Consider the following 12,396-nt stretch of genomic DNA (forward strand, 5'->3'; position numbering starts at 1 on the left):
GTATTCCTGCACTGAAAATTTGACTGAAAACCGGTAAAGTACGCGCCTGGATCACAACCGATGGCAGTGGCAATGGGACTTCTGGTTTTTGTTACCGTTCTGTGGGCGTTCTCGTTCAGCCTGATCGGCGAATTTCTGGCCGGCCAGGTGGACAGTGATTTCGCGGTGCTCAGCCGGGTGCTGCTGGGCGCTCTGGTGTTTCTGCCGTTTACCCGCTGGCGCGGCGTGCCCTCCGGTCTCAAGCTCGGGGTGTTGGCCACCGGCATGCTGCAGTTCGGTATTACCTATCTGTGTCTGTATCGGTCCTTCAGCTACCTCACGGTACCCGAGGTGCTGCTGTTCACCATCTTTACGCCCCTGTACGTAACGCTCATCGACGACGGTCTGTATCGCCGGTTTTCGCCGGTGGCCCTGCTGGCCGCCGCCATCGCCACGGTTGGCGCCGGTATCATACGCTACGATGGCCTGAGTGAGGACTTCATTACCGGTTTTCTGCTACTGCAGGTGGCCAACTTCACGTTCGCCGCCGGGCAGGTGGGCTACAAGCACGTGATGCAGCATTACCCCATTGAGGTGCCGGCTTACCGCACGTTCGGATATTTCTTCTTTGGCGCGCTGATCATTGCGCTGCCGTCGTTCCTGATATTTGGCAACCCCGAGAGGCTGCCCACCACACCGGTGCAATGGGGCATTCTGGCCTGGCTCGGCCTGGCCGCGTCCGGTTTGGGCCTGTTCTTGTGGAACCGGGGCGCCTGTGTGGTGGACGCCGGCACCCTGGCGATCATGAACAACGCCCTGGTGCCGGCAGGGTTGATCGTCAATCTGCTGATCTGGAACCGGGACGCCGACCTCCTGCGACTGGCGCTGGGCGGCGCAGTCATCGCCTTCTCGTTGTGGGTCAACGCCCGCTTTCATCCCCGGGCCCGGCTGGCCACAGCCTCGTAAGGACTTTCACGGACTAAGGTTCTGGCACCCCCGGCCGTTACCGTGAGCCGGGCAGAGTAACCGTTGACCCATATCAAGCGCCGGCAGTGGCGTTTGCCCTCCCCAATTCATCCGTTTCTTTGTTCCGCCGACTGAGTAAGGCCCGTTTATGCGCAAGAATCTGCCCGTTACCCAGCGTGAAATCAGAATGCGAAAGGGAGGCCGTCTGATTACAACGACGGACCTGAAAGGCGTGATCACTTACTGCAACGAAGAGTTTGTGGAGATCAGCGGCTTTTCCCGGGAAGAGCTGGTCGGCCAGGCCCACAACATCATCCGGCACCCTGACATGCCCCAGGCCGTGTTCAAGGACATGTGGGACTATCTCAAGGCCGGTAAGGCCTGGATGGGTGTGGTCAAGAACCGCGCTAAAAGCGGCGACCACTATTGGGTCAGTGCCTATGTCACGCCCATCCGTGAGAATGGCCAGATGGTGGGCTACGAATCGGTACGGGTGGAGCCTACGCGGGAACAGGTGGCGCGGGCCGAGCAGTTGTACGGTCGCATTTCCGCCGGCAAGGGTCTCATGAGTGTGGGCGGCCAGATGCGGTCCATCCTGAGATCCGGCTGGCCTTTCATCGTGTCCCTGGTTCTGAGCCTGGTGGCGCTGCGCTTTGATCAACCCTGGCTGGCCGCGGCCCTGGTGGTGGCCGGTCATGTGATCGGCGCCGGCCTGGTGCTCCGTTCCGTCCGGGCGCGTCTCGGCGGGTTGCTGGCGCTGTGCCCCGATGCCTTCCGGGATCCCATCGTTGCCCGCACCTACAGCGATGAAAGCGGGGCCTTCGCCGAAGTGGCCATGGCCCTGCTCAGTGAGCAGGCGAGAATCCGCACCGCCCTGGCACGGATCGAGGACCAGGCGGAGCTGCTGTATGAGCAGGCTCGGGCTTCTTATGACTACATCAGCGAGGGCGCCTCTGCCATTGCCCGTCAGCGGGCAGAGACCGACCAGACGGCGTCCGCCATCAATGAGATGACGGCCTCGATCCAGGAGGTGACTGAATCGGTGACCGCCAACGCCCGGGAGGCGGAAGAGGCCAACCGGCTGGCAGGTGTGGGCAGCGATCGCAGCGCCGAGGCACTGGTCGCGATTGAGCAGCTGGTAACCCGTGTTAACAGCATTGGCACTACCATTGGCAAACTGGGCGAATCCACCAACAGCATTGGGGAGGCGGCCAATCTCATTTCGGAGATTGCCGAACAGACCAACCTGCTGGCGTTGAACGCGGCCATCGAAGCGGCCCGGGCCGGCGAGCAGGGCCGGGGCTTTGCGGTGGTGGCAGATGAGGTGCGCTCCCTGGCCCGCCGTACCCGGGAGTCCACGGTTCGGATTCAGGACGTGATCGACGATTTCCGCAAGCAGGTGGATTCGGCCGTTCAGGCGACCCGCGATGGCGAAGCGGTTGCCGGCCAGGGCCTGGATAAGGTGCGTGAGGCAGAAAATTCCCTGCGGGACATCGTGACCTCCATCCAGACCATTTCCGACAGCTTTATCAGTATGTCGGCGGCGTTCGAGGAGCAGAGCCAGGTGTCTGACGAGATCAACCGGCAGATCACCAACATCGCTGAGCTGGCGGACCACAGCGACAGCCAGGCAGACTCGGCGAAGCAGAGCAGTGATCGCCTCAGCACCGTGTCCCGTGGCCTGAAGGATCTGGTCTCCAGGTTTATCAGCAAAAACGGCTAGTTAGCCACCATCTACCGATTACTTGCCCGATAACCCGCCGGTGGCTCCGCTGCCGGCGGGGCAGCCGCACTGGCATCACGCCGCCACTGCTGGCAGAATCCCGCCCCAATTGCCACGGCAGGTCCGTGGCGCTCTCTTTTTGTGAATGTCCATTCCTCAGCCAAAAGCACAGGAACACAACATGACTCAGTCCAACTCGGTTTCGGGTAACGGCAACGGGGCCGCTCGTGGTCTCTGGTCTTCCCGGTTGGCGTTTATTCTGGCGGCGACCGGTTCGGCCGTCGGTCTCGGTAACATCTGGAAATTTCCCTATGTGACCGGTGAAAACGGCGGTGGCGCCTTTGTTCTGGTTTACCTGCTGTGTATCGCGGTGATCGGTATTCCCATCATGATGGCAGAGGTGTTCATTGGTCGAAACGGCCGCCACAACCCTATTACCAGCATGCGCCTGGTGGCAGAGCGCAACCTGAGCGCGCCCGCCTGGCGCGTCTCCGCGATTATCGGCATGATTGCGGCCTTCGTGATTCTGTCGTTCTATTCGGTGATTGGCGGCTGGGCTGCCTCTTACGTTGGGCACGCCGCCATGGGCGACTTCACCGGCGGCACCGCCGATTCCATTGGCGAGCTGTTTGGCGGCCTGCTGGCCAGCCCGGGGCAGCTCCTGCTGTGGCACACGGTGTTCATGGCTCTGGTTATTCTGGTGGTGTCCCGCGGCCTGAAAGGCGGCCTGGAGCGGGCGGTGACCATTCTCATGCCGGCCCTGTTTGTCCTGCTGCTGGTGGCGGTGGGCTACGCCATGACCACCGGTCATTTCGGTGAGGCCGTAAGCTTCCTGTTCACCCCCAATTTTGGCGCCCTGTCGATCAATGGCGTGCTGATCGCCCTTGGGCATGCCTTCTTCACCCTGAGCCTGGGTATGGCCATCATGATGGCCTACGGCTCCTACCTCGGGCGCGACATTTCCATAGGCCGTACCGCGGTGAGCGTGGCCATCATGGACACTGTGGTGGCGCTGCTGGCGGGATTGGCGATCTTCCCGGTGGTGTTTGCCAACGGCCTGGAAGCGGGTGCCGGTCCGGGTCTGATTTTCCAGACCCTGCCCCTGGCGTTCGGTAATATGCCCCTGGGTTCGTTGTTCGGCACCCTGTTCTTCATTCTTCTGCTGTTTGCCGCCTGGACCTCGGGGATCTCCCTGCTGGAGCCGGTGGTTGAGTGGGTGGAAGAGAAATCCGGCATGGCGCGGACCGGCAGTGCCGTGCTCGTGGGCGTGCTGTGCTGGGCCCTGGGGATTGCCTCAATCCTGTCCCTGAACCTGTGGTCGGATGTGGCCCCACTGGCCATGTTCGAGCGCTTCGAGGGCAAGACCATCTTCGACCTGCTCGATTTCTTCACCGCCAACGTCTTGCTGCCGCTGTCCGGCCTCCTCACCGCGGTCTTTGTGGGCTGGTTTGTGGCGAAGGAGTCTCTGAAAACCGATCTCGCCTTACAGGGCGGCTCCTTTACCCTGTGGTATAACCTGATCCGGTTTGTCACGCCTATTGCCGTGGCCATCGTATTTGTCTACAACCTGATGGCATAGCCACAGGAAGTGAACGCAGGCGTAAATGAAAAAGCCCGGCAAGCTGACTTGCCGGGCTTTCCTTTTTCAAGGCGCAGGTTTTACTCCTCGCCTAACTGCCTGAGAGCTTTCAGGTGGGGGCGCACGGCCTCAATATCGGCTTCCGGTGCATCGCTGGCGCTCTCCATCGCACCCATTGCACCCTCCATCATGGCGCGCATCTGGGCTTTCTGCTCCGCGGTCATATGAGGGCTGCTTTCCATCTCCGCTATGGCAGCCTCCATCTCTCTCCTGGCGGCGGGATTCTGCTCGGCCATTTCTATCGCCATCCAGGCCTGAAACACGCGGTCACCTGTGCTGCCCCATTCTTCCAGGTTATCGAAGCCGTGGTCCTGCACTACATCTTCCAGGCGATCATAGGCTTCGTGACCTCTCATTTGCGCTATTGACTCGGACACGATTCTGGAGAAGTCGGGCATGGTGCCGTCGTTCTGGTTCTCCATCTGACGGTCCAGCTCCTCGAATTCCGGCGCCAGCCTTTCCGCGGCCCTGACACTTTCGATAAACGAGGCAACTTTCTGGTTGGAGAGGGTGTCGGCCTGGCTTTGCGCCGCCAGCAGCGGGAGCAGGAACAGCAGGGCCGGGATAATGACACTCTTGAACAACGGGGCAGACGTTGATTGCGGGTCAAGCATGGGCTGATCTCCTTATGTGGGCTTCCGGTTCCTTTGTCCGGAAGTCCCACGAGATTAGCGTTGCACTGTGACCTTGGCAATCAACTTCAGACCCTGAAGCGGGCGATCTGGTTGCTGAGGCCTTCGGCCAGCCTGGCCAGCTCATCACTGGCGGCCGATACCTGCTCAGTGGAGGCGGCGGACTGATCACCCACATCGCGAATCTGGGTGATGTTCTGGTTGATGTCCTCGGCCACTGAACTCTGCTGCTCTGCCGCCGTGGCGATCTGGCTGTTGTACTGTCGGATTTCCTCAACCGCCTCGGCCATTTCCCGAATGGTATTGCCGGCCAGCTCCGCTCGCTCAAGCGTCTGTTGGGACAGCTTGTTACCGGTTTCCATGCTGTTGACCGAGGTCTCGGCACTGCTCACCAGATTGCTGATCAGGGTGTCGATTTCCGTCGCGGAACTCTGGGTGCGCTGGGCCAGTGAACGCACCTCGTCGGCCACCACCGCGAAACCGCGCCCTTGCTCGCCGGCCCGTGCCGCTTCGATGGCGGCGTTCAGGGCCAGCAGATTGGTCTGCTCGGCGACCGATTTGATGACGTCCAGAACGGTGCCGATGTTCTGGGTTTCGGCTTGCAGGCTGTTCAGCTGCTTCATCACGTTGCTGCTCTGTTTGTTGAGCTCGGTGACGAATTCCAGGGTTTCCTTCACCGCCTTCTCACCGCTGCCGGATTTCTCGCTGGCGTGGTTGGCGGCTTGGAACGCCGCCTCGGCACTCTTCGCCACGTCGTTAACGGTAGCCACCATCTCGTTCATGGCGGTGGCTACCTGGTCGGTTTGGGTCTGCTGCTCCGCCACACCTTTGCTGGTCTGGTTGGTAACGGTGGACAACTCCTCAGAGGACGAGGCAATGCTGCTGGCCCCGGTGTCGATTTCGCGGATCAGCTCCCGCAGGCTGGTCACCATGGTTCCGAAGGCCGAAAGCAACTGACCGAACTCGTCGCCCCGGTTGCTGCGGACTTCAACCGTGAGATCACCGGAGGCGACCTTGTTGGCGATTTCGACCGATTCCGTTACCGGTTTCAGGATGGCGCGGGTCATCGACCAGGCAATGAAAATCGCCAGCAGTACCGCGATGGCTGTGATCACGATCAGGGTGGTTACGGCCGTCTGGTACTGCTCTTCCATTCGCTCGACCTGGATCCTCCGCAGCTCATTGGCAATATCGACGATCTCGATGGCGGTCGTACGGATGTCGTTCTCAATGCGGCTCAGCTGATCGGGCTGGCCGTCCATGGACGCCACCAGGCGGTCCAGCAGCGAATTGAATTTCCGCACGCCGGCAACAATACGGTCAATGCGCTCATCGTCTGCGGGTACCACAAGAACGTCTTTCAGGGGCGCGGCAATGTCGCTGGCCTTCTGCGCCAGCTCCTTGGACTGATCGATCTTTTCGGGCTGTTTGCGAAGCAGAAACAGAATCTCCTCGATCCGGGCGTTGAGGAGATTGGCCTCAACCCTGCTGGCGGCGGCAACAATCAGTGAACGCTCGTTATACTGGCTCAGGGTCTGAATGCTGAGAGCGGCGATCACGAGGGCGAGCACAACCAGTGCGGCAAAGCCTCCGGCCAACTTCTTGCCGACGGAAATATTGTTCATGGTGTTGGCTAACGACATGTTGTTTTCCTTGGAAAGGAATTTATTGGATGCGCCGGAATCGACACTTTTGATGAATCTTTTATCGGCTGCGTCCGGCCGAGCTTTAACCGCAAATGAAGAATAGATTGGGCCCGATTGCAAATTTCGGTGGCAGAGTGTGTCCGCGATCGTAGCGTCGGCATTTTTTCGTGATGGCGGGAGCAGATGGCCGGGTCGCCGGGAGGATAATCAGCTAGGCGTCTCTTCTGGTCCTGAGAGGTGCGGCGCCAGCGGCGCCGATTGTGCGGACGCATCGATTCGCTCAGCGTTGCCGGCTTCCGCCTGAAGATGGTGGCGACGCTTGAGGAGCCTGGCGAATTCGAGCAGCAACACCCGGTCGGCGTCCGGTAGCAAAACAAAAGCAGCGTTCAGGGCGTCCTGTTTGGTATCCGGCTGCTTTCGTTCGGCGATGGAGAAGATGTCCGCCACCGCCAGATTGAGCGCCTCGGCCAGGCGGTAGAGCAACTCCAGGCTCGGCTTCGCGAGTCCTCGCTCGATTCTGGACAGATTGCCGACGTGTGAGTCGCAGCGCTGGGCCAGCTCTGCCAGAGTCATGCCTTGCTGTTTTCTCAAGCGTCTGATCGCCTGCCCTAGATTCATTGGATTTACCTGCTAGCAACACCCTGATCTTACAGACAAAAACAGAAACAGACAAAGTTGCATTAAGCACATAAATCCGGGATTAATAAAGCCTTTGCGGCAAACGCCACCGGCTCTGAGCGAAGCCAGTCATTGCCGGTGGCTGTCTGCGTTGAAATGCAACCTCACGCCAGACGAAAACGCTCGGAAATGCCTTTCAGATCACTTCCCAGGCTGGCGAGGTCGTTCGACGATACCGCGATTTGCTGGTTGGCGGTGGCGTTCTGGTCAGTGACTTCGCGGATGCTGACCACATTCTCGCTGATGTCCTCGGCCACCGAGGTCTGTTCCTCAACCGCCGTGGCAATTTGCTGGTTCATGGACTGGATGGTCGAAACCGAGGTGACAATGCTGGCCAGAGCCTCTCCTACGGAACGTGAGGCGTTCACGGCCGACTCGGCACCCTGGCTGTTGGTGTGCATGTTCTCCACCGCTTCGTTGGCCCGGTTCTGCAGTGCGCTGACCAGGGATTCAATTTCACCGGTGGATTGGTGGGTCCGCTGCGCCAGGCCTCGCACTTCGTCGGCAACCACTGCAAAGCCTCTGCCCTGTTCACCGGCTCTGGCCGCCTCAATGGCCGCATTCAGGGCCAGCAGATTGGTTTGCTCGGCGATCTCACGGATGACATCCAGGATGGTCCCGATATTGGCGCTTTCCTCGCGCAGCCGGCCGATGGACTCGGCGCTCTGATTGATATCCCGGGACAGCGCCTCGATCCGGTTCATGGCCATGGACACGGTGTCGTAGCCTTCTTTGGCGCGGGTGTCGGTTTCCGAGGCGGCGGTGGCGGCTTCCTCGGCGTTGCGCGCCACGTCCTGGATGGTTGCGGTCATCTGGTTCATGGCGGTGGCCACCTGGTCGGTCTGGTCCCGCTGTTGGGTTGCGCCGGCGCTGGTTTGCTCGGTGACGGCCGACAGCTCCTCGGCAGAGCTGGCAACCTGGGCAATACCGTCGGTGACCTCACGCACCATGTGCCGAAGGTTTTCAGTCATCGCCTGCATGGCCTCCATCAGACGGCCCAGATCGTCCTTGCGGGTGGCGTGCAGATTCTGGGTCAGGTCGCCATCGGCAACCCGCGTGGCATGTTCCGAGAGCTGGTCCAGCGGGCGGACAATGGAGCGGGTGATCAGCATTGCCGAGGCACTCCCCACGATCACCGCAATAATCCCGGTCACCAGCAGAATCAGCGTGGTTCTATCACGGGTCTGCTCCGTCTGGGCGCGCCCCAGGGCCAGGGCGGCATCCGCCTGGGCACGGGCGTCCCGCGCCAGTTCAATCACCCTGGCCTCGTCCTGCTCCATTGTCGTGGTGGTGCTCTCCCCTGCCGAAGAATCCACGGGGTCGGCCTGCTGTGACACCATTCGTTCGAAAGCTTCGCGATACTCGGTCAGATCCTTGGCGATGATTGCCATGGCCTCTTTTTCTTCCGGTGTTTGAAGAACGCCGCGCTCGTATTCGGCAAGCTCGATGGCCTCTTCGATGGTGCTCAGGGTGTTTTCCGCGTACCTGGGATCGTTACGGAGAAAGAAGTTCTTTTCGTTCAGCCGGGCCTGGTCAACCAGATTGTTGAGCCTGGAGACCGCCCGGGTCTGATCATTTTTCTCGAAGAGCTCATTTACGGCTGAGTAGGAAATAATGGAACTGGTGATTAACAGAAGAAGAATAAGTGTGAAAGCGGATAAAAGTTTGGTTTTAACCGATGCGTTTAACAGGAACTGCGTCATGTTCTCTACCGTCCGGGGGTTATTATTTATTCGGAACCACTGGCTAATGGTCTGCGTGGCGTTATTTTTCCAGCGCTACTCAAGGACGTTAGAAGCCGTAATGTGATGTGTCTAATCGTTTGAATTTAAAGCCAGGTTTCTTTTTTCTTTCATTACACTTATTTGGGTTTCAGTGTGTTTTTCGGGCAAATAAAAGGGCGTCTTTTAACGATTTTCTTATTGTTATTATGGGTCGTTGGTCGCTAAAGGTTTCATTAAGTCAATAAGCAAAACGGAGTGCCGGCGTTATCTTTTGGCGGCTCATAAAACGTCGATGGCATGGGCCCGGTCATGCCGGGTTCGGGCCTGCCATAGGAAGGACTTACGCCGATTTAATCTCTTCCTGGGCTTGCATTGGCGTGGAAACCCTATATGTTGATAGGTGTCAAGTCGTTTGGAAACTAACCTCAGACTTCCCTATGCCGAGCTGGTTCATCAACGGTCGCACCCTCAAGATCAGTCTCCTGACGATGCTGTTCTCGGGCCTGCTCGTGGTGTTTTTGAGCGGCCCATCCCACACGGCCCTCGATCCACAGCTCGATGAACACCACTCGCCGGTTCTGGTGTTTGTTGGTGAATCCGGCGATTCGTCTTCGCCTGATACGCCGGCTTCGGTCTCGTCGCTTCTTCGGTTTCCCGCGGGTGAGTTCCGGGCGTTCTATTCCTCGAGCCTGGATTTTATCCAGCCACCGCTGAGGTTGCTGAGCTACCCGCTGCTGCCCCAGGCACCGCCTCACCTCGTCTGATTCCGACATTACCGGATTGCTCTGCGCGTTCGCAGAGGGTCCCACCCACGTTCAGAATCACGAGGTTTTCCATGAACACTGCATTCAATGCATTGCCTGTGCAGGAACTGGCCCGCACGGGCGCCCTGCCCACAGCCAAACCACTGTCACAGATTGGCAGTGAGGATTCCGCCGTCCATTTGCTCAACGATTTTGCCGAGCAGAAACGGTCGGTGCTCAACTCAGACATGTCTGTCTCTGAAGCCAGGCTCTGGATGAAGTTGGCCGACACTTCCTTCAAGATTGTCGAAAACCAGGCCGGTGACTGCCTTGGCATTCTTGCCATCGAGGATGTCAGCGGCGAAAAGCCCATGAGCCTTGCGCACCGACAGGGAGTGGCCCTGAAGGATCTTCGGGTGCGTGACATCATGCGCCCGGTGAGCGAGCTACCCGCGATTCACTACCGGGATCTGCGAGTGGCCACGGTCGGCGATCTGGTCAATACCTTTCGGGAAGTCCACGAGGAGTTCCTGCTGGTGCTGGATGACGACAGGCACCTGCCGTCGCGTTCCTATCTCCGGGGGCTGGTTTCGGCCCGTGAGATGTTGCAGAGACTGGACCTGACCATCGATCTGGAGCATCGGGCGACCAAGTTCTATGAGATTGTCCATGTGGTGAACGGAGGCTTCTGACGTCGAAGGTTACTCCGGTGCCAAGGGTGCCGGAGTAATTTAACATCGAAAAAATCGATCTATCTGTCCTAAAAAGACGTATTGAATCGATGAGCTAACCACGTAAAACTACGTACGACTTTCGTCACCCCTAAAGGACGCCCATGCAGGACGCCCACCCGAATTGCCGGAGTCGGGTCTTCGGACTCATTCTGATTTTGGCCACTGGTCTGGTGTGTTTACCCGCCCAATCCGCCGAACTGGCTCTGACATCCCTGACGGCCGACCCGAGCAGCGGGCTGGTTGTGTCGGATGCGCTGGGCGATGGCGGTCTGGAGGGCGGTGCTCCCAAATGCAGCGTTCTGTCACGTTCCGCCGGCGCGAAGACGTCGGAGCCCATGCCCCTTGGCGGGTATCGTGGGCCGGTGTCCAGCGCCAGCTTTCCGGTGTTGCCCCAGGCGCCGCCCCGGTCCTGAGTTCCGACCACGCCAGCGGCGCAAGCCGCGGCACAGCCACACCTTTCAATACCACGACTTCCATCACCTGGAGGAACATCCATGGCTATACGGAAGCTGCTGATCGCCAATCGCGGCGAGATTGCGGTCAGGATTGCCCGGGCCTGCAGCGAACTGGGCATACGCTCGGTCGCTATTCATTCCGAGGCTGACGAGTATTCCCTGCACGTCAAAAAAGCCGACGAGGCCTATCAGATCAGCAAGGACCCGCTGTCCGGGTACCTGAACCCCCACCATATTGTGAACATGGCGGTGGAAACCGGTTGCGATGCCCTGCATCCCGGTTACGGTTTCCTGTCCGAGAATGCCGAGCTTGCGGCCATATGCGAGCAGCGGGGCATCACCTTCGTGGGGCCGTCGGCCAGCGCCATTTCGTCCATGGGCGACAAGACCCAGGCCCGGCAGACGGCGGTGGCGGCGGGTGTGCCGGTGACCCCCGGTTCCGAGGGCAACCTCGAGAACGTCGAGGATGCCGTGGCCCAGGCGGCGGACATTGGCTACCCGGTCATGCTGAAGGCCACCTCTGGCGGCGGCGGCCGGGGTATCCGGCGCTGCGATAACGAGAAGGAACTGCGGCAGAACTACGAGCGGGTGATCTCCGAGGCCACCAAAGCCTTCGGCAGTGCCGAGGTGTTCCTGGAAAAATGCATCATCGAGCCCCGGCACATTGAGGTTCAGATCCTCGCCGACACTCACGGCAATGTGGTTCACCTCTATGAGCGGGACTGCTCCATTCAGCGCCGGAACCAGAAACTGATCGAACTGGCGCCTTCACCCCAGCTTGAGGAAAGCCAGCGCGAGTACATAGGCGATCTTGCCAAGCGCGTGGCCAGGCAGTGCGGGTATGTGAACGCCGGCACCGTGGAGTTTCTGCTGGATCACGATGGCAGCTTCTACTTCATGGAAATGAACACCCGGGTGCAGGTGGAGCACACCATCACCGAGGAAATCACCGGGGTGGATATCATCAAGGCCCAGATTCGCATCGCTGCTGGAGAACCGCTGGGAATCCAGCAGGAAGACATTTCCTACCGGGGTTTCGCGGCGCAGTTCCGCATCAACGCGGAAGACCCGAAGAACGGCTTTCTGCCCAGCTTCGGGCGCATCAGCCGCTATTATTCCGCCGGCGGCCCGGGTGTGCGCACCGACGCCAACATGTACACCGGCTACGAGATTCCGCCCTACTACGACTCCATGTGCGCCAAGCTGATTGTCTGGGCCATGGACTGGGAGGAGCTGATTGCCCGGTCCCGTCGCGCCCTCGGCGACATGGGCATTTACGGCGTGCAGACCACCATTCCCTATTACAAGCAGATTCTGGAGCACCCGGATTTCCAGGCCGCGAATTTCAATACCGGCTTTGTGGAGCGCAATCCGCAGTTGCTCGAGTACAGCACCAAGACCCGCCCTGAATCCATCGCCACAGCCATCGCTGCCGCCATCGCAGCCCAGGCGGGCCTGTAAAAGAACATCGGAGACA

Annotated in this window: 11 protein-coding genes; 7 read left to right on the forward strand and 4 right to left on the reverse strand. The window is 59.6% G+C overall.

The window, feature by feature from the left end; all coding sequences use genetic code 11:
* Positions 1-72 precede the first annotated feature (72 nt).
* From BM344_RS11405 to BM344_RS11415, 3 genes are all read left to right on the forward strand, one after another.
* Positions 73-945, forward strand: a complete 873-nt coding sequence (locus BM344_RS11405) for a carboxylate/amino acid/amine transporter (protein WP_091991058.1) — start codon at positions 73-75, stop codon at positions 943-945.
* Positions 946-1,093: 148 nt separating this feature from the next.
* Positions 1,094-2,668 carry a methyl-accepting chemotaxis protein gene (locus BM344_RS11410; protein ID WP_091989790.1) on the forward strand — a complete coding sequence of 525 codons (1,575 nt, stop codon included), beginning with the start codon at positions 1,094-1,096 and terminating at the stop codon, positions 2,666-2,668.
* Between the two features lie 181 nt (positions 2,669-2,849).
* Positions 2,850-4,247, forward strand: a complete 1,398-nt coding sequence (locus tag BM344_RS11415) for a sodium-dependent transporter (RefSeq protein WP_091989793.1) — start codon at positions 2,850-2,852, stop codon at positions 4,245-4,247.
* Positions 4,248-4,327: 80 nt separating this feature from the next.
* Here the strand turns inward: BM344_RS11415 and BM344_RS11420 are convergent, their stop codons facing one another.
* The 4 genes from BM344_RS11420 to BM344_RS11435 all read right to left on the reverse strand — a co-directional run bounded on the left by BM344_RS11420 (position 4,328) and on the right by BM344_RS11435 (position 8,966).
* A complete protein-coding gene (locus tag BM344_RS11420; RefSeq protein ID WP_228143607.1) occupies positions 4,328-4,921 on the reverse strand; it encodes a hypothetical protein in 594 nt (197 codons plus the stop codon).
* Between the two features lie 86 nt (positions 4,922-5,007).
* Positions 5,008-6,582: a methyl-accepting chemotaxis protein gene (locus BM344_RS11425; RefSeq protein WP_091989796.1), complete on the reverse strand. Its 1,575-nt coding sequence runs from the start codon at positions 6,580-6,582 to the stop codon at positions 5,008-5,010.
* Positions 6,583-6,792: 210 nt separating this feature from the next.
* Entirely contained in the window at positions 6,793-7,203 is a 411-nt protein-coding gene (locus BM344_RS11430) for a helix-turn-helix domain-containing protein (protein WP_091989798.1), read from the reverse strand.
* 164 nt (positions 7,204-7,367) lie between these two features.
* Positions 7,368-8,966, reverse strand: a complete 1,599-nt coding sequence (locus tag BM344_RS11435; RefSeq protein WP_091989801.1) for a methyl-accepting chemotaxis protein — start codon at positions 8,964-8,966, stop codon at positions 7,368-7,370.
* A 458-nt stretch (positions 8,967-9,424) separates the two neighbouring features.
* Here BM344_RS11435 and BM344_RS11440 point away from each other — a divergent pair, with 458 nt between their 5' ends.
* The 4 genes from BM344_RS11440 to BM344_RS11455 all read left to right on the forward strand — a co-directional run bounded on the left by BM344_RS11440 (position 9,425) and on the right by BM344_RS11455 (position 12,380).
* On the forward strand, positions 9,425-9,751 hold the full coding sequence (locus BM344_RS11440) for a hypothetical protein (protein WP_091989804.1): 327 nt from the start codon (positions 9,425-9,427) through the stop codon (positions 9,749-9,751).
* Between the two features lie 71 nt (positions 9,752-9,822).
* Positions 9,823-10,422 (forward strand): CBS domain-containing protein, encoded by a 600-nt coding sequence (locus BM344_RS11445; protein WP_091989807.1) that lies wholly within the window; start codon positions 9,823-9,825, stop codon positions 10,420-10,422.
* Positions 10,423-10,565: 143 nt separating this feature from the next.
* A complete protein-coding gene (locus tag BM344_RS11450; RefSeq protein ID WP_091989809.1) occupies positions 10,566-10,877 on the forward strand; it encodes a hypothetical protein in 312 nt (103 codons plus the stop codon).
* 81 nt (positions 10,878-10,958) lie between these two features.
* Positions 10,959-12,380, forward strand: coding sequence for an acetyl-CoA carboxylase biotin carboxylase subunit (locus BM344_RS11455; protein WP_091989812.1), 1,422 nt, complete (start codon positions 10,959-10,961; stop codon positions 12,378-12,380).
* Positions 12,381-12,396 lie beyond the last annotated feature (16 nt).

Origin of the sequence: Marinobacter gudaonensis (assembly GCF_900115175.1) — a bacterium.
GTDB lineage: Bacteria > Pseudomonadota > Gammaproteobacteria > Pseudomonadales > Oleiphilaceae > Marinobacter > Marinobacter gudaonensis.

Excerpts from the sequence above, each read along its gene's own strand:
- BM344_RS11405 (WP_091991058.1), top strand. The coding sequence starts at position 73 with ATGGGACTTCTGGTTTTTGTTACCGTTCTGTGGGCGTTCTCGTTCAGC.
- BM344_RS11410 (WP_091989790.1), top strand. The coding sequence starts at position 1,094 with ATGCGCAAGAATCTGCCCGTTACCCAGCGTGAAATCAGAATGCGAAAG.
- BM344_RS11415 (WP_091989793.1), top strand. The coding sequence starts at position 2,850 with ATGACTCAGTCCAACTCGGTTTCGGGTAACGGCAACGGGGCCGCTCGT.
- BM344_RS11420 (WP_228143607.1), bottom strand. The coding sequence starts at position 4,921 with ATGCTTGACCCGCAATCAACGTCTGCCCCGTTGTTCAAGAGTGTCATT.
- BM344_RS11425 (WP_091989796.1), bottom strand. The coding sequence starts at position 6,582 with ATGTCGTTAGCCAACACCATGAACAATATTTCCGTCGGCAAGAAGTTG.
- BM344_RS11430 (WP_091989798.1), bottom strand. The coding sequence starts at position 7,203 with ATGAATCTAGGGCAGGCGATCAGACGCTTGAGAAAACAGCAAGGCATG.
- BM344_RS11435 (WP_091989801.1), bottom strand. The coding sequence starts at position 8,966 with ATGACGCAGTTCCTGTTAAACGCATCGGTTAAAACCAAACTTTTATCC.
- BM344_RS11440 (WP_091989804.1), top strand. The coding sequence starts at position 9,425 with ATGCCGAGCTGGTTCATCAACGGTCGCACCCTCAAGATCAGTCTCCTG.
- BM344_RS11445 (WP_091989807.1), top strand. The coding sequence starts at position 9,823 with ATGAACACTGCATTCAATGCATTGCCTGTGCAGGAACTGGCCCGCACG.
- BM344_RS11450 (WP_091989809.1), top strand. The coding sequence starts at position 10,566 with ATGCAGGACGCCCACCCGAATTGCCGGAGTCGGGTCTTCGGACTCATT.
- BM344_RS11455 (WP_091989812.1), top strand. The coding sequence starts at position 10,959 with ATGGCTATACGGAAGCTGCTGATCGCCAATCGCGGCGAGATTGCGGTC.